Here is a 20,865-nt window from a genome sequence, read left to right as displayed (position 1 = left end):
ACTCAAGTCCCTTCGCATGCCTGCGGGCGACCACCCCTCATCCGCTCCGGCGACTCGGGCCCCGCTTCTTCGGCGGCGGTCGGCCAGGCTGTGGCTGCTCGCCGGCACTTCAAGCATCTCTCCGAGATGGCCGCACTGCACTTCCTGCCTGGAGACTGTTTGGACAGTCCGGTCGCCCCCTCCCTGGACCAGCTGACCGCGCACCTTCCGAAGGCGGACAGGGCTCCAGACGGGCGGGCACGCCTGGAACCCCGACGGTGGCGAGGAACGGTCACATCGCAGACGGAGCAGGACCTTCAAGCTTTCGCGTGCTACTGGTCAAAGCGCTTCGTGAACACGCCGGACCACCTTTTGCAGGCGAGGACGCAGAGGCCGACGCCGACGGCGACAAGCACCGCGGCGATCCCCCCAAGGGTGTAGCTCCTGGACTCCTGCCCCGTCTCGGCGAGTTGGGGCCTACGGGAGGGGGAGGCGGGTGACGGTGCCGGCGGTGTCGTGACAGCCGGCGGAGGGGTGGGGGTTGCGGGCGGCGTTGCGCCCCGGTTCGACGGGCTCGGTGCGCTCGGTGTCGGGGTCGCGGGTGGCGTGACCGGCCCGCTCCCGGTCGGGGAAGGGGAGACGGGGGTTCCCACCGGCGACGACGGCGTAGGGGCGGGCGTCTCTTCCTCCCCATAGCCGGAAGGCTCGTTCTCCGAGCCGTAGCCGTCCCCCTCGTCGCCATACCCGGTCGAAGGCGGCCGGTCCTCACGCGGAGTGTCCGAGGCCCCGTACCCGCCGCCGGCCTCCGGGACAGGATTCTCGCCACTGACGACACTCGGGGGCCCGGGGGGTGCGGAGACCGCCAGAGCCGGTACGGCGGCACAGCCGACCGTCACGGCCACAACGGCCCCCACGGCCACTCTGCGCAAGCCGACCCGCAGACCCTCATGTCCAGATTTTGTGCAGTCTTCGTGCATACCGGCGATAATCGGGCGATCTGCCGGTGCACACAAGGCAACGCGCCGTCGACCCACTTGACCCGCACCTCAACCTCCTCCTGCACAGGCGCGAGACACGTGTCGGGCCTGGACAAGCGCATGCTCTGGTACGGCACCCTGCCCGAGGCCGTCAGGCCGCTCGCCCGGCTCCTCGGCACCCCGCTAGGGCTTGTCGTTTGGATCAGGCCGGGCTCGCGGGGCCTGGCACGCACGCTCGCGGCGTTGTCGTCGGTCGACGACGCTCCGCGTCGCCTCCCTCCTCCGCCTTGCGATCGCACGCACCAGGCCCCGCTCCCTGATCCGGCCTGATCCAAACGACAAGCCCTAGGCTCCGTCACGCGTCGCGCGGTGACCGAGTGGGCTCCGCCTCCAGAACAGCCAGCAACTCGGCGAACCGGTCCTCCTGCGAGGTTCCCGACGCCAGCTCGCTCAGCGCATACGCCGTGGTCTTGAAGCCGTCTCGGTGATGGAACTCCGCGCCCCACGCACCAAGCCTCACCGAGGCCACCTCATCCAGCCCCAAGCGGTGGGTCCCCCACGGATTGACCGCCACGATCCCGTCAGGACCCACCTGAAGTCGGACCCGGAGAATCGCCCACCAGAAGAACAACGTCGCGCCGACGGCCAGCCCCGTCCACAGCCCAGCCGACCGCGCGCCGTCCACTTCGGGAGAGGAAAACCACCCCGCCCAGCCGATGAACGCCTTCACCCCGACGACCCCCGGGATCACGAAGCCGGCCACGCGAGCCGACCTGCCCACCCGCCACACCGACACCGAGTCCCCACCCTGATCATCCATGCCCGCATTGTGAGCCACGCAGGTCGACCAAAGACATAGGGGCTCGGAGGACCCCGCCGGCGCGCGTACGTCCGTCCCTCAAGTACGCCCCGAACAGCCCCAGATGACCGAGGGTGCGCGATCGGCGCCCGCGGCCCGGGTCCATCAACCGATGCTCCGCCTACGACAAGTGCTTCCGCATCAACGTGCACACGGTTTCGTATCGTCGCAGGGTTCCGTCAGGGGCTTGCTCGTCCCACGAGTCGGGCCGACTGTCGTACGCGATGTAGCCCAGCCGTTCGTACAGGGCGCGAGCACGTGGATTCCGCTCTTCCACGCCCAGCTCCGCCCACCGAAGACCGCGGTCCATGATGCGTTGCTCCGCAGCCGCGACGAGGACGGTTCCGATTCCGCACGATTGCAGGGCGGGGTGGACGGCGAGCTGCCACAGAGTTCCAGCACCTTCAGTCGCCCGGTAGTCCACACCGCCCTTCGCGATCGGGATGTTGGCGCGCGTGCAGACGGCCAGATAGTCGACGTCACCGGCTTGAGCCCGCTCCAACTGCCGTGCGACACCCTGGAGATGCTGGTCGGAGCCGGCCCATGAGCAGGACGTCAGATCGGCGGGCTTCAGATCACGCACGACGAGATCCAACTCAACCTTGAACAAGAACAGCACCTCCGACGTGCCGGCGTCCCCCTCGACCCCAGACGGTCAGACCGGCGGGTTGGAGTAGGCCATGCGCCGGAACGCCGCCTGGGTCCCCGATCCTGCGACGCCGTCGAGGGCCCCCTTGTAACCGTGGAACTTCTTCAGGTTGGCCTGCAGCGACACGATCGTCTTGGGCCCCACGACCCCGTCGATCGAGCCCTTGTAGGGCGAGGGCTGGCTGGGCCAGGTGGCCAGGAAGCGCTGCATCGCCTTCCAGCTGTTGGTCCCGAGCGCCCCGTCGATCGAGCCCGTGTAGCCGTACATGGTGAGGATCCATCGCTGGATTCGTTTGGCGCCCTGGCGGTCGAGGCCGAGATTCACCACGGCCGCGCTCGCCGGTCCGGCAAGGCCGACCACCGCCACACCGGAAGCCGCCACCGCCAGCAGCCCGCCTCTGATCAGCCCGCGACGCGAGACACCGTCCCGCCTGTTCTGCTCCACTTTCGCCCCTCCCCTGTGGCCGGAGATCGTCTCCGGCACGCGGCACAACTTAACCCGGTTCGCGGCCGGGCGAACCGGGTTCGTGGACTCCGGTCCGTGCCAACCCCTGTCTCCGAGCCTGCCGGTGCATGCCATGCACGCTGGCTGGGCATGCGGTTCGCCCTTCGATCCCTGAACGTGCCCACCTCAGCCGGTCAGCGATACGTCCGAGCCTCCGACCGTCAGTTGCAGGCCGGAGCGGAGTGGCTTGGCGTCCTTCAGGCTGATGCCGCCGGGCAGCCGGGTGAGGGTCTGCTGAATGCTTGTCGCGGCGCGGATCTGGTCCGCAGAGACTCCGGGAACCTGTGGGACACCCTGGGCACGCAAGCGCAGGGTGTCGCCCTCGACGGAGACGGAGCTGTAGAGCGTGTGCTCGCCACCGTCGGCGGCCCGGAGGGCAATTCTGACGCGGCCCTTGCCGCCGTCGGACAGCGAGGTGACCTTGACCCGGTCGCTGTTCGGGGCAGCGTGCAGCAACTCGGCGTACGGGACGAGCGCACTGCCGGTCGCGTCGCGGGCGACGGCGGTGCGGTAGCTGTTGCCGAACTGGACGTTGTGAAGCCGCAGTTCGAGATCATCAACGCGTCCGGTACCGCCACCGGGCAGGGCCGACTCGTAGTGGTCGACGTGGGCGTACAGCTCGTCGAGGTCGTTTGCCGCGATCTGGGTCAGGAAGGGAAATCCGGTGATGGACACCGAGGTGGACTCGCCGAATCCGGCCGAGGCGCGCAGCTGGTCGGCGGCGCGCCCTTCGGCGATGTGAACAGCGAGTCGGTCGGCGCCCGTGAGAATGGCCGCGAGGATCACGGCCACGATCAGAAGTCTTCGAAGAATGCGCATGGGGACACCACAGCAAGGTACGTACCAGGATGCTGTGGCGGGCATCACATGCGGCGTAACGGTCGGGACACGTCGGCGGGGAAATCGGGGAAATACGGAACCCGCCGCGTTCAGAGGGGAGTTGCGCCCGGCTCCGCCCAGGCGGCGTCGGGTGCGAGACATCACCAACCGGCGGAACCGCGACCTCGGTCCACACCTCGCGTGCCTCCCAGGACGGGCACGTCGACCTCTCGACGGGCGATGCCAAAATGTTAAGACATTAGGTCTTCATGCCAACGCGATGTCGTGTGAATCTTGCGCACGATCATTTCGTGCAAGGAGGCCGAATGGAAGTCGTCGCGCGGCGAACCGCGTTGACAGCGGCCGCTCTCGGTGCGGGATCGATGCTGCTCTCGGGATGCGGGACAGCGCTCGACCTCACACACGGGGACGGTGGTGGGGGCGACAGCATGCTGCTGACGATCGCCACGAACGCGGTGTCCGGTGGCAAGAACGCCGACGAGGCGGACTGGATCCAGAACTGGGTGATCCCCCGGTTCGAGCGCGCCCAGCGGGCCAAGGGGCGCCGGGTCAGGGTGGAGTACGCCCCCAGCGGCGTCGACGACGAGCAGTACAAGACGAAGCTCGCTCTCGACCTCAAGGCCCACGCGGGACCCGACATCATGGCACTCGACGGCATCTGGGTCGGCGAGTTCGCGCAGGCCGGGTACATCGAGCCGCTGCGGCCCGTGGTCGGGGCCGACTTCGAGCGGTGGGAGGGCTGGCGGCAGATCAGCCGTCAGGTGCGCCGGCCGGCCACGTTCGAGAACGAGCTCTACGGCATCCCGGCCGGCACCGACGCGCGCGTCCTCTTCTACAACAAGGTGCTGTTCCGCAAGGCGGGGCTGCCCGAGGACTGGCAGCCGCGCGACTGGCGGGAGATCCTCGACGCCGCGCGCCGGCTCAAGCGGCTCGACGGCGTGGTGCCGCTGCAGCTCAACGCCGGGACGGCGATGGGCGAGGCCACCACCATGCAGGGGCTGTTGCCCTTGCTCGCCGGTGCCGGCGGGAGTGTCGAGTCTGGTGGCAAGTGGGCGGGAGCCACCCCCGAACTGCGCGCCGTGCTCGGCTTCTACCAGGACGTCTACGGCAAGGGTGCGGGACTCGGTGACCCCCGGCTGCAGCAGGAGGCCAAGGGGCGCGACAAGTCCTTCCAGATGTTCGCCGACGGCCGCGTCGGCATCCTCGCCGAGGGCGACTACTTCTGGCGCGACGTGATCGCACCGAAGACCGGAACCTCCCCGATGAAGCGGCGTGACAACGATGTCGGATACGCCCTCTTCCCGGCCCGCGCCCGCGGAAAGGGCCTCGGCGGACGGGAGTTCGTCAGCGTCTCCGGCGGCGGCGTGCACGTACTCAACCCGCACACCCGCCACCCCGACCTCGCCTTCGAGCTGCTGTGTGCACTGCACTCGCCCGCCGCGCTGCGCGCCCGCCTCGGCGACACCGCGCAGATCACCGAACGCGACGACGTCAACAAGGCCGTCCTCGCCCGCGACCCCATGCTGAAGTTCGCCGCCGACAAGGCGCTCCCCGTCACCACGTACCGACCCGGCCTCGCCGCCTACCCCGAGGTGTCGATCGCGCTCCAGGAGGCCACCGCGCAGGTGGTGTCGGGGCGTTCGCCCGAGCAGGCCGCGGCCGCGTACTCCGCACAGTTGAAGGAGGTGCTCGGTGGCAGCGACGACATCGCCGGCTGAACCCGGGACGTCCGCCGAACCGACCCGGGCCCCGGCCCCCGCGCCCGCATCGGACGCCGTCGGACTCGGCCGCAGGCGGGCCGCCGGGTTCATCGCCCCGGCGCTCGTACTGATCGCCCTGTTCCTGGTGGCGCCCGCCCTGTGGACGCTCTATCTGGGAGCGACCGACTACCGGCTCACCGGCCTGCCGGCCATCGACCCGAGCTTCGTCGGGCTCGACAACATCAAGCAGGCCCTCGGCGACGACGGATTCCTCAAGTCGCTGTGGTTGACCCTGCTGTTCGTCGCCGGATCCGCCGTCATCGGCCAGGCCGTGCTCGGCTTCGTCCTCGCCTGGTGGATGCGCGAGCGGGCCGGCTGGCTCAAGGGACTGTTCGAGGCCCTTGTCATGCTGTCGTGGATCCTGCCCAGCTCGGTCGTCGCGTTCCTGTGGATCGCGTTCCTCGACCGGGACGGCGGCACCCTCAACGCCCTGCTGCACACGCCCGGCGCCGCCTGGCTGCTCGACCACCCGATGCTGTCGATCATCGTCTACAACATCTGGCGCGGCACCGCCTTCTCGATGATGCTCTACAGCGCCGCCCTCGGAAACGTACCGGCCTCCCACCTGGAGACCGCCCGGCTCGTCGGCGCGTCCCGCTGGGAGCAGCTGCGCGACGTCGTCTTCCCCTGCGTGCGCGGCCACGTCCTGACGAACCTGCTGCTGATCAGCCTGTGGACGTTCAACGACTTCTCCCCGTACCTCATCACCGCGGGCGGCCCCGACGGGAAGACCGAGACGCTGCCGGTCTTCATCTACCAGACCGCCCTCGGCAGCGGACAACTCGGCTACGGCGCCGCGATCTCCCTGTTGATGCTGCTGGTCAACCTCGTGGTCGCGTTCGTGTACCTGCGGCTGCTCGGGCGCAAGAAGAAGGAACGCGCTACGGCGAAGGAGGCCGAGGCCGCATGAACGCCGCACACCCCAAGGGGCCGGTCGCCGCACTGCTGCGTGGCATCGGCAGATACGTCCTCGTCGCACTCGGTCTCGCCTTCTTCGCGCTGCCGATGCTGTGGCTGGTGACCGCGCCGTTCGACAAGCACCCGGGCATCACCGCCACGCTGCCCGAGTTCACCCTGGACAACTTCCGACGGCTCATCGACAACCCCAACGCCATGACCTCGCTGGCCAACTCGGTGATCCTCGCCTTCGGCACGGCCGCCCTCGTCGTGGTCCTGTCGGCGCTCGCCGCCTACGCGCTCAGCCGCGTTCGCATCCCCGGCCGCGACGGACTGCTGTACGCGCTGCTGCTGCTGTCGTCGATCGTCACCGGCACGGCGGCCATGGTGCCGATCTTCCTCCTTGCCGCCGACCTCAACCTGGTCGACTCCTACCTCGGCGTGATCCTCGTCCTGACCGGCGGACTGCTGCCCGCCGCGATCTTCATCCTCAAGGACTTCATGGACACCACCCCGCGGTCCTACGAGGAGTCCGCGCGGGTCTTCGGCGCCTCGCCGCTGCGCATCGTCAAGGACATCGTCGTGCCCGTGGTGCGGCCCGGCCTCGCCACCGTCGGCGTGTGGTCGGTGGCGCAGGTGTGGGGCAACTTCCTCATTCCGTTCCTGCTGCTGCGCTCGCCGGACAAGTCCCCGGCCGCCGTGGTCATGTACACCTTCTACACCGAGGGCGGCCAGCCCGACCTGGCCCTCATCTCGACCTTCTCGCTTCTCTACTCGCTGCCCGTGGTGCTGATGTTCCTGTTCGTCAGCCGCCGGTACGGCTTCCGCTTCCACGGAGGGATCAAGGCCTGATGGCTGACATCAACCTGCGCCACCTCGCCAAGGTGTACCCCGGCGGGGTCCGCGCGCTCGACGACCTCGAACTGGCCGTCCAGGACGGCGAGTTCTTCGCCCTGCTCGGCCCCTCGGGCTGCGGCAAGTCGACACTGCTGCGCACCATCGCCGGCCTGGAGAACGCCACCGGCGGCACCATCGAGATCGGCGGCACGGACGTCACCGCCATGGAGCCCGGCAAGCGCGACATCGCCATGGTGTTCCAGGACTACGCCCTGTTCCCGCACATGACCGTCACCGAGAACATCGGCTACCCGCTGAAGATCAAGAAGATGGGGAAGGCGGAGCGCGCCACCAAGTCCACCGAGACCGCCGAGGCGCTCGGCCTCAGCCACCTCGGGGAGCGCCGGCCCGCACAGCTCTCCGGCGGACAGCAGCAGCGCGTCGCGCTCGCCCGCGCCATGGCCTGCCACCCGCAGGTGTTCCTCTTCGACGAGCCGCTGTCCAACCTCGACGCCCGGATGCGGCTCGAAGCCCGTACGTTCCTCAAGAAGCTCCAGCGCGAACTCGGCGTCACCACGGTGTTCGTGACGCACGACCAGGCCGAGGCGCTCGCCATGGCCGACCGGATCGCGGTCATGGAGGGCGGCAGGCTGCGCCAGGTCGGCACGCCCGCCGAGGTGTTCCGGCGCCCCACCAGCACCTTCGTCGCCTCCTTCATCGGCTCGACGCCGATGAACCTGCTGCCCGGGACGGTCCGCGCCGACGCCGTGCGCGTTCTGGGAGCCGAACTCCCGCTCCCCGACGGGGTGTCGGGCGCGGTGCACGCCGGCGAGTCGGTCGTCTACGGCATCCGGCCCGAGTACATCCGCTGGTCGGCCACCGAGCCCACCGAGGACGGCGCCCTGACCGGCACGGTCGCCGTCGTCGAGAACCTCGGCAGCGCCCACCTTGTCTCCCTCGACGTCGACGGCACCACCGTCCAGGCCGTCGTCGACGAGGACGACGAGCCGGCGGTCGGCGACCCGGGCCGGCTCCTGCCCCGCGCCGACCGCGCCCTGCTCTACCGCGACGGCGACCTCGTCGAGCCCGCGGACCGCAGCACCGCGGGCACCGTGAAGGCGGAGGTGACCGCGTGAGCGGGTGGGGTGCACCGACGGCGGTCCGCGGGCCGAGCCCGCAACTCCGGTTGACCAGTGGGCTGCTGGTCGGCGGGGCGACCCGTCGGGCAGCGGACCGGCCACGGCCGGCAGGCGCAGGTGCGCGTACGCGTTCCCGGGGCCACGACGGTCGGCCGGCGGCGGAGGCCCGCAGGACCGGTTCGGTGCGTGGGCCGGCCGGCGGCCACTGCCCTGCGCGGTGCGGGCCGTCGTGGTGCGAGGGCGGGGGCGTCCGCCGGTACCACGTGCCCGGTGAAGGCGGGGTGCCCGCATGACCGGCCGTACCACCAGGCACCGCGGCACCTGGACCATGGAGCAGCGCGCGCGGGACGTGCTGCGGGAGCTGCCCGTCGAGGTCCCTGCCGGTACCGGGGCGCTCACCGTCACGCTGTTCTACGAGCGGGCCGCGGGCGGCGTGCTCGACCTCGGACTCCTCGGCCCCGACGGGGAGTTCCGCGGCTGGTCCGGCGGCGCCCGCTCCACGTACACCGTGACCGGGAGCTGGGCCACGCCCGGGTATCTGCCGGGTCCGCTCGCCCCCGGCACGTGGCGGGTGCTGCTGCGGCTGCACCGCGTCCCGCCTCAGGGCGTGCCGTACGAAGTCCGGGCCGTCGCCTCCGACCGGGTGCCGCCCGAGCCGGTCGTCGCCGTGCCGCAACCGCTCGCCGCCGACGCGCGGCGGGCACGTCGGCGCGATCTGCCGGAGGTGGACGGGGCCCGCTGGCTCGCCGGGGACCTGCACGCGCACACCCTGCACAGTGACGGCGGCCTGACCATCGACGAGCTGGCCCGGTCCGCGGCGGGCGAGGGCCTGGACTTCCTCGCCGTCACCGACCACAACACCGTCAGCCACCACCCGCACCTCGCGGCCGCGGGCGCCCGGCAGGGCATCACGCTGCTGCCGGGGCAGGAGGTCACCACCGACCTCGGCCACGCCAACGTCTTCGGCGACACCGGATGGATCGACTTCCGTGCCCCCGCGGCGAGTTGGCTGAAGCAGGCCGAGGCGGGCGGCGGGTTCCTCTCCGTCAACCACCCGCTCGCCGACGACTGCGCCTGGGAGCTGCCCTTCGGCGACCGCAGGCCCCGCCACGCCGAGCTGTGGCACCACACCTGGGGCGACCGCACCGACGGCGCGCCGCTGGCCTGGGCCCGCGCGTTCGCCGACGGGGCGCTCGTGCCGCTCGGCGGCAGCGACTTCCACCGGCCGGAGCAGGGCCGCCCGCTGGGGGCGCCGACCACCTGGGCGCTCGTCGAGGGCGCCGACGTCCTCGGCGCGCTGGCCGCCGGCCGGACCGCCGTCTCCGCAGGCCCCGATGCGCCGGTGCTGCTGCGCTGCGGCGACGAACTCCTCGCCCTGGGAGCCGAGTCGACGGTATTGGTGCGCCCCGACGGATCCCGCACTGTGGTCCGCTCCAACCGGGAGACGCTGCCCGCGGCCCCCGGCCCACACCGTCTGGAGACGTATCGCTGCGAGGTGGTCGCGCTGTGCGGATGACGTGAGGCGGGGCCGCCGGTCCCCGCCCCGGGCCCCACCCCTGTCAGGCACCACCCAGCCTCCTACGGGAAGTCCCCGCCTTCATGACCTGCTCCGTCCGCATCGCCAACGCCCCCGTCTCCTACGGCATCTACGCCCCCGACACCGCCCCGCTCGACCCCGACGCCCTCCTCGCCTCCTTCGCCACGGCGGGCTACGAGGGCACCGACCTCGGCCCGCTCGGCTACCTCGGCACGGGCGAGGAGCTCGCGGCCCGGCTCGGCCGGCACGGCCAGGGGCTGGCCGGCGGCTGGGTCGACCTGCGCTACGGCGACCCCGAGGGCTTCGCCGCCGACCTGCCGGGACTCGATGCCGCGCTCGACGTGTTCACCTCGGTGCCGGTGGACGACGAGCGGTTCGCGCCCCGGCCGACGCTGGCCTGTCCGGCCGATCCCAGGCGATTCGCCGCCCCGGCCTGCCCGTCGCCCCGGCGCTGCAGCTCACCGACGCCGACTGGCCCGCCTTCGCCGCCGATGTGCAGCGCGCCGCCGACCGGGTCCGCGCCCGCGGCCTCGAACCGGTCTTCCACCACCACCTCGGCACCGACGTCGAGACGCCCGACGAGATCCGGCGACTGCTCGACCTCACCGACGTCTCGCTCTGCCTGGACACCGCCCACCTGTGGCTCGCCGGCGGCGACCCGGTCGAGGCGCTGCGCGAGTGGGGCCCATGCACCACGACACCGGCAGCCCCGAACTCGCCTTCCCCGCCCCCTATCTCATGAACGCCCCCACCGTACTGACCGCCACTGACAACGCCGCCGGCATGGAGCGGCGTGCGCGATTCACCAGCGACGTCGAGGCGTTCGAGCAGGAACTCGCCGCCTTCCACGACATGATCGTGAACGGCACCCCGCCCCGCACCGGCGTCACCGGCGCCCTCGACGACCTGACCACGGCCCAGCGCGCCGCCGCCCGCTTCGCCGCCCAGCACCGGCTTCCCTGCGCAGGAGAGACCAAGACCGCATGAGCACCACCGACCACACCACCAAGCCCGCGACCGACACCGCCCAGCCCCACGACCGGCAGCAGCAGGAGCTGGTGGTCGTCCCGCACACCCACTGGGACCGCGAGTGGTACCTGCCCTTCCAGCAGTTCCGCCTGCAGCTCATCGGGCTCCTCGACGAGGTCGTGCAGCGCATGGAGGACGACCCGCGCCAGCGCTTCACCCTCGACGGCCAGGCCGTCGCCGTCGACGACTACCTGGAGGTGCGCCCCGAGCAGCGCGAGCGCCTCACCGCCCTGGTCGAGGAGGGCCGCCTGGCCGTCGGACCCTGGCAGATCCTCCTCGACGAATTCCTCTGCTCGGGCGAGAACATCGTCCGCAACCTGGAGCTCGGCCTGGCCCGCAGCCGCGACATGGGCGAGGCCATGGAGGTCGGCTACCTCCCCGACATGTTCGGCCACGCCGCCCAAGTGCCGCAGATCCTGCACCAGTTCGGCATCCGGCACGCCTGCGTGTGGCGCGGCGTGCCCGTCGCCGTCGACTCCCACGCGTTCTCCTGGCAGTCGCCCGACGGCACGGCGGTGCGCACCGAGTACCTGGCCGCCGGCGGCTACGGCTCCGCCGCCGGGCTCTTCGACGACCCGGAGCGCGTCGCCGAACGGGCCGCTGCCATCGCCGCCAAGCTGCGCCCGTGGCGCCCCGACGGCTCCCCGATGCTCGCGATGTACGGCTCCGACCACACCGCCCCGGCCGCCGACCTCTGCGACCTTCTCCAGGCGCACAACGCCGAGCAGGGCGAGGACGGGGTGACGCTGCGCCTGGCCACCCTCGCCGAGTACTTCGCCACACAGCCCGTCACCACCGAGGGCCTGGGCACCGTCGCCGGCGAACTGCGCAGCCACGCCCTCGCGAACATCCTGCCCGGCGTCTTCTCCGTGCGCGCCCCCGTCAAGCAGGCCATGGCCCGCGCCGAACGTGCCGTCGAGCGCTACGCCGAGCCGCTGTCCGCGCTGTTCTACGAGGGCGACGCCGCCCGTTTCCTCGCCATGGCCTGGCACCGCCTCATCGAGGTCTCCTGCCACGACTCGGTCACCGGCTGCGGCTGCGACGAGACCGCCCAGCAGGTCGCCGCCCGTATCGCCGAGGCCGAACAACTCGGCCTGGCCGTGCGGGACATGACCGGGCGGGCCCTGGCCGCACGCGTCCCGCACACCGGCCACCTGCTGCTCAACCCGGCCCCGAAGCCGCGCACCACCTTCGTCGAACTCGACGTCCCCGGCACGGGCCCGGTCCACCTCGCCGACGCCGCCGGCCGCTCCTACCCCGCCCAGGAACTGTCCGCCGCGCCGACGCTGCTCGCCGACGACACCTTCCCGTACGAGAGACTGTCCACGGTCCTCGCGCGCGTGCACGGCATCGAGCTGTACGGGCAGGAGATCACCTCCTGGAGCGTCGACGCCGAGGCGGGTGTGCTGCGCTTCACCGTCGCCCTCCGCTCCGAGCTGGCCTTCGACGTGGCCGAGGTGAAGGCAGCCCTGGCCGAGGCCCCGCACGACGGCGACTGGCGCGTCGTCATCGAGGCCGAGCCACGCCGCACCGTCGCCGCCCTGGTCGAGACACCCGCCCTCGGCCACACGGCCGTCCGCCCCGAGCCGGGCGGCACCCCGCTGCCCGAGCACACGGTCACGGCCACGGACAACACCCTCGCCAACGGCCTGCTGACCGTGGCCATCGCCGACGACGGCACCCTCGCGCTCACCGGCGAGTACGGCACGACGCTGTCCGGCGCGGCCCGCATCGTCGACGGCGGCGACCTCGGCGACACGTACAACTACGCGCCGCCCGCCCACGACACCGTCGTCGACACCCCGTCGAGCACCGCCGTACGTCGCGTCGCGGACGGCCCGTTGGTGTCCGCCTACGAGATCGTCCGCGGCTACGCGTGGCCGGCGGCCGGCGACTTCGCGGGTGACGCCCGCACCGGGGCCACGGAGCCGACCACCGTCACCACCCGGGTGGAACTGCGCGCGGGCGAGCGTTTCGTGCGCCTGCGGGTCGCCTTCGACAACCGCAGCGACGACCACCGCGTCCGGCTGCACGTACCGCTGCCACGCCAGGCCGACGTCTCCTACGGCGAGGGCCAGTTCGCGGTCGTCGAGCGCGGCCTGACCGCGGAGGCGGGCTTCGGCGAGGAGGCGCTGCCCACGTTCCCGGCGTCGGCGTTCGTCGCGGCCGGGGGAGTCGCCGCCCTCCTGGAGCACGCCACCGAGTACGAACTGGTCGACGAGGGCCGTGAGCTGGCGCTGACGCTGCTGCGGCCCACCGGTCAGATCTCCCGCAACCGGCACGCCCACCGCGACGAGCCCGCCGGCCCGCAGATCCCGACGCCGCAGGCCCAGTGCCGCGGCCTGCGCACCGTCGACCTGGCGCTGCTGCCGTACGCGGAGGAGTGGCACGCGTCCGGTGTCCTGGAGGCGGCGGAGGAGTTCCGCCACCCGGTGGCGACGCTGCCCGGCACCGCGCCCGCGCGGACGCCGCTGCCCGCCGCCGAGGAGGGCCTGCGCGTCGAGGGCGACGGCGTGGTGCTCAGCTCCGTACGCGAGCGCGCCGGCGCCCTGGAGGTGCGCGTCGTCGCCCAGACCCCTCGGGCGACGACGGTGCGTCTCGCCCGCGCGGGCACGACGGCCGCGCGCCGCGTGGACCTGACCGGCACCACCACCGGTGAACTGCCGGTACGGGATGGCCGGTTCGATGCCGAGCTGCGCGCATGGGAGATCGCCACCTTCCGGCTGACGGCGGAACGCTAGGGACTGTGGTCAAACTCCCGTCTGCGTCGCGGCGGCTGGTACGCACGCTCGCGGCGTTGCCGGACCATCCGAGTAGCTCCGCCACTACGGGCCGGGGCGGGCGTGGCCGGGGTGGGTGGCGCGGGTGATGGCCGACTCGACCGACGCGACCTGTTCCGCCAGCAGCCCGATCGCGGCGACCGCGCGCGTGGCCGGGTCCTCCTCGGGGCCTCCGAGGGTCCGGGCGCGTACGTGCCCATGTTTGATGTCGGTCCAGCGGGCGGACTGCTCGGCGGTCAACGTGCCGCGCAGCACGGCGAGTTTGAGGAGGTTCGCCTCGGCGTCGGCGGTCAGCGTCTGGGCCTGTGCCCGGTAGTGGTCGTCGATGACCGCGACGAGTTCGGCCTCGTTCATCACCGGGTCGATGCGGGTGGCGATGGCGTTCATGTCGCGGTACGAGCCCTGGAGCTGGAAGGGGGGTTCGGTGCGCGTCGCCGGGTCCTGGGCGGCCGATTCGATGTACGCCGCGTTCACCGCCAGTACCGTGGCACGCGCCGTCAGCAGGTGGCGCAGGACCGCAACGATCCGCTCGCGTTCGGCTGTTGGGTACGGGTGGGTGAGGTGGTCGGGGCGGGCCGTGGGGTCGCCCTCGGCCATGCGGAGCAGCAGGGCGAGATCGGCGCGGTCGCGGCCGGCGAGCGGTGCGAGATGCGGGTTGGCGGTGAGCGCGTTCTCGACGAAGGAGAGGGCGAAGATTTCCTCCTTGCCGGTGAGGACATCGCCGAGGTTTCGCACATCGGCACGGTTGGCGAGCATGTCGGGGATGCGGAAGCGAGCGCCGGACTCGGTGTACGGGTTGCCGGCCATGCACACGGCGAAGCGCTTTCCGCGCAGGTCGTAGGTGCGGGACACGCCGTTCCAGACACCTTCCATGCGGCGTTGCGCATCGCACAGGGAGATGAATTTCTGCAGGAGTTCCGGGGACGTGTGCTGGATGTCGTCGAGATAGAGGAGGACGTTGTTGGCCGCCTCCAGCGCGAAATTGACCTTGTCGATCTCCTGGCGGGCCGTCGTGTTCGGGGCCTCGGCCGGGTCGAGCGAGGTGACGGCATGGCCGAGGGCCGGGCCGTTGACCTTGACGAGCATCATGCCAAGGCGGTCCGCGACGTATTCCATGAGCGTTGTCTTGCCGTAGCCGGGCGGCGAGATGAGCAGCAACAGGCCGCCCGCCGTGCCGAGTTGCTTACTGAGGTTGTCTCCGACGAGTGGCAGGTGGACCTCGTCGACCAGGCGCCCGCGCACGAACGTGGACATCACGCGGGGCCGGTGCTCGTCCAGGCGCAGACGCTCGCGTTCGGTGGCGGCCAGGCGGGTGCGAAGGGCCCGGTAGTTCCTGTACCCGGGGAGCGTACCGTCGCGGAACTCCCGCGTGCGGCCGAGGAATTCGTCCAGCCGGATGGCCAGTGCGCGCCCCTCGATGCGCGGGTGGGTACCGAGCAGGCCGGTCACGGTCGCGGCCAGTTCCGCGTCACTGTCGTAGCGGTCCAGGTCGGCGCAGAGTTCCACGGCCACCGCCTCGGAAAGGTCGTAGGCCCCCTCCCCCGCCGAGTTCGCGTAGGCGTGCAGCCAGGCCTCCGCGAGCTGGCGGCGGGCCGGCATGTCCTCGACCCCCGCCAGATCTGCTTCGTACGCCGAGGTGTCCACCGATCCGCGGAACTTGTCGAGGAACGTGCGTGCCCCCATCGACAGGACAAAGGCGGCGGACCCGTGGCTCAGTTCGTCGAAGAGGTACGCGGCCGCCGCCCGGTCGCCGTCCATGCGTGCGGCCAGCTCGGCACGGAAGTCGTCGATGGCGGGCGCGAGCCCGAATGTGTCGCGGGCGCGGGCGAGGGAGGCTGCGCGGCGGGCCAGTACCTCGCGGTCGGCCGACGGCACGCGATGCGCCCAGAAGATCTGCGCTGCCGCGCGGGCCGCCGAAGTGTGCCGCAGCGTCCCCGCCGCCGCGTTCAGCCGCAGCAGCGCCGTGAGGATCAGTGTCGCGTCGTGGTCGTGGACGCCGCGCTCGTATCCCTCGTCGTAGGCGTCCTCGGCCGCGGCGCGCACGAGGCCGGGGAGGTCGTCCGCCGCGAGCAGCGCGTCGGCTCCGTGCTCGGCGAGGAGGCGGGAGGCGAGGTGTTCGGCGCGGTAGACGGCGGCATTCTCGGACGCCAGGTGCTGGTCCCAGTAGGGGTGGGTGGCGGCGAATGCGGGGTCGTCGACGGGCGCCCGGTAGTCGGTCCCGGTGAGCGCGAAGGCCATACCGTCGCCGTGCGGGACGAGCGTGAGGTCGAGGGGCTGGGTGTTCACCGCGAAGCGGTGGCGGCCGATGCGGATGCCGGAGCCGTCGTCCGTGTAGAGCTCGGTACGGTCGCGCAGGGCCCGGGCGGCTTCCTGGCGAGCGGCGTCGAGGCGGCCCGCCAGCTCGTCCGCCCGTACCTGGTCGCCGAGTTCGCGCAGCTCGGCGATGCTGCGGTCGACCTTCGTGACGAGCGGGTCGGAGGCGAAGTACGTGTGGATCTCGTCCGGTGAGGCGAGGGTCGCGGCGCGCCGGGCGACGGTGTCCAGGACGCGGCCCGCGGAGGCGGCGAGTCGCTCGGTGCGGCGGGCGCGCTCGTCAATGAGGCTCTGTTTGCGTGCGGTAAGGGCTTCCTGGATCTCGGTGCGCTTGGCATCGAGATCCCGGAGGAACCCGTCGGATTCGGCGAACCGGCTTTGCAGGTCTTCGAGTTGGAGAAGAATCCGGGCAAGCTGGTCGTCACAGCCCGCCGGGGTGGCGGCCGCGGCGAGCGCGCCGGCGGCGGCCTGGCCGAGCAGGGCGAACTCTGCGGCGAACTCGGCCCGTCCCTCCCGTGCGTTCAGTTCGCGGCGTCGCGCCTCCAGGGTGGCACGGGCGCGGTTGACGCCGGCGAGTGCCTCAGTGACGCGTTCCAGCACCGTGGTACGCACGGTGGCATCGGCGATGTCGACTCCGGTCACGACGTCGGCTGCCGTGTGCAACTGGTCGCTGAATTCCCGCAGTTCCTCGTGCAGTGCGTCCGCCTCCGCGACGGACGCGAGGGCCTCCGCGTTCCGCGTCAGCTCCTCGATCCGCTCGCGATGCACGGCGAAGGCGTCGGGGCGCGCGAGGAACGTGACAGCCCGCTGCCCAACCGCCGCCAGGTCGGCCGCAAGCTCCTCACCGAGCGCGTCGATACGCTCGGCATCGGCGTACCGCAGATCCTTCAGCCCCAGCAAGCGCCCCTGAGCGTTGCGCAGTTCGGAGAGCCGCTCGAACCACTCGGATGCACCGCGCGGCACTTCGCCGCGCATGCGGCGCGCCAGTCCGGTGACGTGTTCCGCCGCCGAGTCGAGCGCGTCGGCGGCCTGCCGGGTGAGGATCTGCACGGTCTCGAACTCGGTGAGCACTTGCCCGGCCGTGGACCGCACCTCACCCAACAGGCGGTGCAGGCCGCCGAATTGCGGGTCGTGCAGCCAGTGGTAACGGTCGGCCGCGCTGGTACAGGCCGCGACCAGTGCCTGGTACGCGGCCGCGGTCGGCGTACCGGTGGTGTCGATCGCCACGCGCGCCACGGACAGGCAGTCGGAGATGCCGCGCACCAGGTCGCCGTTGCCGACGCGGGCCAGCGGGCCCTCACCCGGCGGCTGCGCGGCGGCGTGGGCGTCGGAGACGTAGGGGGAGGTCCACCGCTGCAGCCCGTGGACGTGTGCGGGACCGTCGTCGATCGGGGAACGCAGCACGAGCAGCTCGCCGTCGCCGAACAGGGCGTGCCCGCGGCAGGTGATCGGTGTGGCGACCTCTGTGCGGATGACGTTGTACGGGAGGAGCAGGGTCCGGTCTGCGCCGGGCGCGCGGAAGACGTACAGGACGTCCTCGCCGTTCGGCGCGCGCACGGTGCGCTCGTAGGCGAGTCCCTTCGTGTCGAGCGCCTCGAACGTCTTGTGTTCACCGCCGGCCAGGCAGTATCCGCCCGGGAAGACGATGCCCTGTCCCTCGGGCAGCGCCCGGCATGCCTGCCCGATGCCGTCGAGGCGAACGACCGTCCGGGTGAGTGTGTTGTAGACGAGGTGGCGGTCGGACGTCTCCTTGTAGGGGCGCACGCGCAGCAGGATCAGCGGGCCGACGCGGGCGTGCGCGACGGCGGCGTCGGCGAGCGACTGCAGGGGTTCGTCGACGGGTTCGCTGTGAATGCCCTCGGCGGTCTCGGTGTCGTTGTCGGTCTTGAGGGTGAGGGTGCCGCCCAGCGTGGCGACATACAGCTCGCCGCCGGGGACGGCGATGTGGGGGTGGCGGCCGGGTACGTGGTCCTCGCGGGTGGCGGGGGTCCATTCGATGTCGTGGGCGGGCGGCAGCACGTGGTCGCGCTCGCCGCGCGCGTCGAGAAAGGCGGCCCGGCCGTCGGCCCCGGCCTTCCAGCGCAGCACACGGGTGTCGGAGGCCTTCTCTCCCGTACGGAAGACGGCGAGCAACAGGCCGTCCACGAGCCGGAGCTGTACCAGTTCGGAGGCCCGATAGTAGCGGTGCAGTGCGGAGCATTCGCGTACGAAGTCGGGGTCGTCGAGCAGTCCCGGCACGGCGTCGTCCGGGAGACGCTTGAGGGTGCGCCGGTCGTGGAGGGTGAACACGCCCTCGGCTCCCGTACTGTTCCGTGCCGTCCGGCCGAACAGCAGGATGTCGCCGATCGCCACCACGTCGCGCGCCGTCGACGGCTGCTCGGTGCGCAGATTCTCGGTGCCGGTGAGTGCGAGGCCCGTGGCACCGAACTCGGCGACGCGGCGCTCATTGAGTTCCGTGGTCCGCTCGGTGAGCTGTCGGGCCTGCCCGGCGAGACGGTCGCGCAGAACGTCGTACGTACCGGCGTCCAGCCCCGTTTCCATGACGTGTTACCTCTCAGTGCGCTGCGGATGTCTGCATGACCGGGGCCTCCGACCCCCGTGCGGTGGCCCCGGCCTGTCTGGTGCGGGTTCTCAGCCCTTGCGGGTCCCGTTCAGCTCCGCGAGCGGCAGATCGGCGACGCCCAACTGGCCCGCCTGGTCCAGCAGTTCACGAAGCTGCCCGGCCTGCTCGCTCATGGCCCCGCTCTTCATCAGCTTCATCAGCAGTGCGGAGACCGTCAGGTTCTGCACGTCGGCCGTGGAGACCGAGCCGAGGATCCTCGCCAGGTCGTCGGTGAAACTGGCAGAGCCGTCCAGCCAGGGCTTCGCCAACTGCTGCGCCGTCTCCGAGTGCTGGACGAAGCCGTCGATGCCCTTGCCCAGCGCGATCGAGTTCACGAGCCGGTCGAAGAAGACGGAGTCGCCGCCCACGATGTTGATGTCGGCGTTCTCCAGGCCCGTGGCGAGCACCGTGGCCTGCGCTTCGGCGACCTGCCGGTGCACGTCGATGCCGGCGAGGCGGATCTCCTTCTCCGCCGCCAGGCGCAGCCGGTACTCCTCGTGCCCGCGAGACGCCTCGTCGAGCGCGGCCATCGCGACGGCCTTCTGGTTGATGCCCTCGGCCTCCGCCTTGAGCTTCTCGGAGATCGCGGTCGCTTCCGCGAGGGCCCTGGCGCGGGCCCCCTCGGCCTCGGCGCGCATCCGGGCCTCGGTGGCCTCGGCCTCGGCGCGGCCCGCCTTCTCGATGACCTCGGCCTCCTTGTCGCGCACCTGCACCTCGGCGAGGCCCGGCGCCGCGGCCTCCGCCTGGACACCTTCGGCGAGCTTCCGCTTGGCCTGGGCCTGCAGGTCGGCCGACTTCAGCTCGGCGTCGGCCAACGTGAGTTGCTCGGCGGCCCGGTGTGTGGCGGCCTGTTCGGCGGCCTCTGCCGCCTTGATGTCCTTGACGAGCTTCTCCTGCGCCTCGGCCTCCGCGGCGATGATGACGGCCTGCCGCCCGCGCTCGGCCTCCTCGATCGCGCGCAGCTTCTTGATGGACTCCTCCTGCTCGGCGACGGTCCGGTCGACGGCCACCCGTTCCCGTACAACCTCGGCGATCTCCCGCTTCTCCGCCTCGACCTCCTTGTCGGCGGCGATCTTCGTCAGCTGGGTCTCCCGCTCCCGCGCGATGACTTCGAGGAGGCGGTCCTTCTCGATCCGCTCGTTCTCTACGGCGATGACCCGCTCCCGGTTCTTCTGCGCGACGGCGACCTCGCGGGTCTGGTTCTCGCGCTGGACCCCGAGCTTCTCCTCGGTGGCAAGGAACGCCCCTTGCGAGCGCAGCCGCTCCTCCTCCACCACCCGCGCCGTCTCGGCCTCCTCCCGGGCCCGTACGGTGTCGATCTCCCGCTTCTGCTTGATCTCGGCGTCGGCCTGCCGGCGCTCCAGCTCCAGGATCGCCTCACGGGCGTCCACGTTCTGGCGGGTGATCTCCTTCTCCTCGGTGCGCTGGAACTCGTTGGTGCGCACGTGCTCGACGGTGGTCAGCTCGGTGATCTTCCGGATGCCCTGGGCGTCGAGCACGTTGTCCGGGTCGAGCTGGGACAGCGGCGTCTGCTCCAGGTAGTCGATCGCCGCGTCCTCGAGGTGGTAGCCGCTCAGGTCGACGCCGATGACCTCAATGATCCGGAAGCGCAGCTCCTCACGCTTGGTGTAGAGGTCGGTGAAGTCGAGCTGCTTGCCGACCGTCTTGAGCGCCTCGGAGAACTTCGCGTGGAACAGCTCCTGCAGCGTGTCCCGGTCGCTGGCCCGCTGGGTGCCGACGGCCTGCGCGACTTTGATGACATCGTCGACGGTCTTGTTGACCTTGACGAAGAACGAGATGCGAATGTCCGCGCGGATGTTGTCCTTGCAGATCAGGCCGTCCCGGCCGGTCCGCGTGATCTCGATGGTCTTGACCGAGATGTCCATCGTCTCGGCCTTGTGCAGCACGGGAAGGACGATCTGCCCGGTGAAGGTGACATCGACCTTGCGCATCTTCGACACGATGAGCGCCTTGCCCTGCTCCACCTTGCGGAACAATCGTGTGAAGACGAGCAGCAGTACGGCGACGACGATCAGGACAACGGCGACGGACACGCCGATGCCCACAGTGGTGGCATTCATTTCGGACGTCCTTGCGTCAGGCGTGAGACGTGAACAGTGACGGCAGTGCACAGGGGGCCGGCGAACCCGCGAACGGCTCGGG

General features: G+C 71.2%; 14 protein-coding genes. 8 read left to right on the top strand and 6 right to left on the bottom strand.

What is annotated here, in order from left to right; genetic code table 11:
* Positions 1-1,311: 1,311 nt before the first annotated feature.
* From ACIA8D_RS14805 to ACIA8D_RS14790, 4 genes are all read right to left on the bottom strand, one after another.
* A complete protein-coding gene (locus ACIA8D_RS14805; protein WP_399232054.1) occupies positions 1,312-1,776 on the bottom strand; it encodes a PH domain-containing protein in 465 nt (154 codons plus the stop codon).
* 160 nt (positions 1,777-1,936) lie between these two features.
* The gene (locus ACIA8D_RS14800; protein WP_399232052.1) at positions 1,937-2,425 is read right to left on the bottom strand and encodes a GNAT family N-acetyltransferase; all 489 of its coding nucleotides are present in this window, start codon (positions 2,423-2,425) and stop codon (positions 1,937-1,939) included.
* Between the two features lie 45 nt (positions 2,426-2,470).
* Entirely contained in the window at positions 2,471-2,908 is a 438-nt protein-coding gene (locus ACIA8D_RS14795; RefSeq protein ID WP_399232223.1) for a hypothetical protein, read from the bottom strand.
* Between the two features lie 186 nt (positions 2,909-3,094).
* The gene (locus ACIA8D_RS14790; protein WP_399232050.1) at positions 3,095-3,787 is read right to left on the bottom strand and encodes a DUF2993 domain-containing protein; all 693 of its coding nucleotides are present in this window, start codon (positions 3,785-3,787) and stop codon (positions 3,095-3,097) included.
* A gap of 449 nt (positions 3,788-4,236) precedes the next feature.
* On the opposite strand from ACIA8D_RS14790, the gene ACIA8D_RS14785 reads away from it, so the two are divergent.
* The 8 genes from ACIA8D_RS14785 to ACIA8D_RS14750 all read left to right on the top strand — a co-directional run bounded on the left by ACIA8D_RS14785 (position 4,237) and on the right by ACIA8D_RS14750 (position 13,748).
* Positions 4,237-5,526: an extracellular solute-binding protein gene (locus tag ACIA8D_RS14785; RefSeq protein ID WP_399232048.1), complete on the top strand. Its 1,290-nt coding sequence runs from the start codon at positions 4,237-4,239 to the stop codon at positions 5,524-5,526.
* Positions 5,501-6,478 (top strand): carbohydrate ABC transporter permease, encoded by a 978-nt coding sequence (locus tag ACIA8D_RS14780; protein ID WP_399232046.1) that lies wholly within the window; start codon positions 5,501-5,503, stop codon positions 6,476-6,478. The genes ACIA8D_RS14785 and ACIA8D_RS14780 overlap by 26 nt, the downstream gene beginning before the upstream one ends.
* Complete coding sequence (locus ACIA8D_RS14775; protein WP_399232044.1) at positions 6,475-7,317, top strand: carbohydrate ABC transporter permease; 843 nt, start codon at positions 6,475-6,477, stop codon at positions 7,315-7,317. Before ACIA8D_RS14780 ends, ACIA8D_RS14775 begins: the two co-directional genes overlap by 4 nt.
* Positions 7,317-8,438 (top strand): ABC transporter ATP-binding protein, encoded by a 1,122-nt coding sequence (locus ACIA8D_RS14770; protein ID WP_399232042.1) that lies wholly within the window; start codon positions 7,317-7,319, stop codon positions 8,436-8,438. The genes ACIA8D_RS14775 and ACIA8D_RS14770 overlap by 1 nt, the downstream gene beginning before the upstream one ends.
* Before the next feature lie 292 nt (positions 8,439-8,730).
* The gene (locus ACIA8D_RS14765; RefSeq protein WP_399232040.1) at positions 8,731-9,957 is read left to right on the top strand and encodes a CehA/McbA family metallohydrolase; all 1,227 of its coding nucleotides are present in this window, start codon (positions 8,731-8,733) and stop codon (positions 9,955-9,957) included.
* A gap of 514 nt (positions 9,958-10,471) precedes the next feature.
* Positions 10,472-10,720 (top strand): sugar phosphate isomerase/epimerase family protein, encoded by a 249-nt coding sequence (locus ACIA8D_RS14760; RefSeq protein ID WP_399232038.1) that lies wholly within the window; start codon positions 10,472-10,474, stop codon positions 10,718-10,720.
* Positions 10,666-10,965 (top strand): hypothetical protein, encoded by a 300-nt coding sequence (locus ACIA8D_RS14755; RefSeq protein WP_399232036.1) that lies wholly within the window; start codon positions 10,666-10,668, stop codon positions 10,963-10,965. Before ACIA8D_RS14760 ends, ACIA8D_RS14755 begins: the two co-directional genes overlap by 55 nt.
* Entirely contained in the window at positions 10,962-13,748 is a 2,787-nt protein-coding gene (locus ACIA8D_RS14750; protein ID WP_399232035.1) for an alpha-mannosidase, read from the top strand. Before ACIA8D_RS14755 ends, ACIA8D_RS14750 begins: the two co-directional genes overlap by 4 nt.
* 84 nt (positions 13,749-13,832) lie before the next feature.
* Here ACIA8D_RS14750 and ACIA8D_RS14745 read toward each other — a convergent pair whose 3' ends face one another.
* Both ACIA8D_RS14745 and ACIA8D_RS14740 read right to left on the bottom strand, forming a co-directional pair.
* Complete coding sequence (locus ACIA8D_RS14745; protein WP_399232033.1) at positions 13,833-18,641, bottom strand: DNA repair ATPase; 4,809 nt, start codon at positions 18,639-18,641, stop codon at positions 13,833-13,835.
* 90 nt (positions 18,642-18,731) lie between these two features.
* The gene (locus ACIA8D_RS14740; RefSeq protein WP_399232031.1) at positions 18,732-20,783 is read right to left on the bottom strand and encodes a flotillin family protein; all 2,052 of its coding nucleotides are present in this window, start codon (positions 20,781-20,783) and stop codon (positions 18,732-18,734) included.
* Positions 20,784-20,865: the final 82 nt, after the last annotated feature.

Source organism: Streptomyces sp. NPDC051684, assembly GCF_044453445.1.
Taxonomy (GTDB): Bacteria; Actinomycetota; Actinomycetes; order Streptomycetales; family Streptomycetaceae; genus Streptomyces.
Note: the sequence above shows the minus strand (reverse complement) of the source record. Positions and strands in the feature narration are given on the sequence as shown.

What these genes read in the sequence shown, in the direction of transcription:
- ACIA8D_RS14765 (WP_399232040.1), top strand. Translation starts at nt 8,731, where the DNA reads ATGACCGGCCGTACCACCAGGCACCGCGGCACCTGGACCATGGAGCAG.
- ACIA8D_RS14805 (WP_399232054.1), bottom strand. Translation starts at nt 1,776, where the DNA reads ATGGATGATCAGGGTGGGGACTCGGTGTCGGTGTGGCGGGTGGGCAGG.
- ACIA8D_RS14770 (WP_399232042.1), top strand. Translation starts at nt 7,317, where the DNA reads ATGGCTGACATCAACCTGCGCCACCTCGCCAAGGTGTACCCCGGCGGG.
- ACIA8D_RS14740 (WP_399232031.1), bottom strand. Translation starts at nt 20,783, where the DNA reads ATGAATGCCACCACTGTGGGCATCGGCGTGTCCGTCGCCGTTGTCCTG.
- ACIA8D_RS14790 (WP_399232050.1), bottom strand. Translation starts at nt 3,787, where the DNA reads ATGCGCATTCTTCGAAGACTTCTGATCGTGGCCGTGATCCTCGCGGCC.
- ACIA8D_RS14745 (WP_399232033.1), bottom strand. Translation starts at nt 18,641, where the DNA reads ATGGAAACGGGGCTGGACGCCGGTACGTACGACGTTCTGCGCGACCGT.
- ACIA8D_RS14750 (WP_399232035.1), top strand. Translation starts at nt 10,962, where the DNA reads ATGAGCACCACCGACCACACCACCAAGCCCGCGACCGACACCGCCCAG.
- ACIA8D_RS14775 (WP_399232044.1), top strand. Translation starts at nt 6,475, where the DNA reads ATGAACGCCGCACACCCCAAGGGGCCGGTCGCCGCACTGCTGCGTGGC.
- ACIA8D_RS14785 (WP_399232048.1), top strand. Translation starts at nt 4,237, where the DNA reads ATGCTGCTGACGATCGCCACGAACGCGGTGTCCGGTGGCAAGAACGCC.
- ACIA8D_RS14755 (WP_399232036.1), top strand. Translation starts at nt 10,666, where the DNA reads ATGCACCACGACACCGGCAGCCCCGAACTCGCCTTCCCCGCCCCCTAT.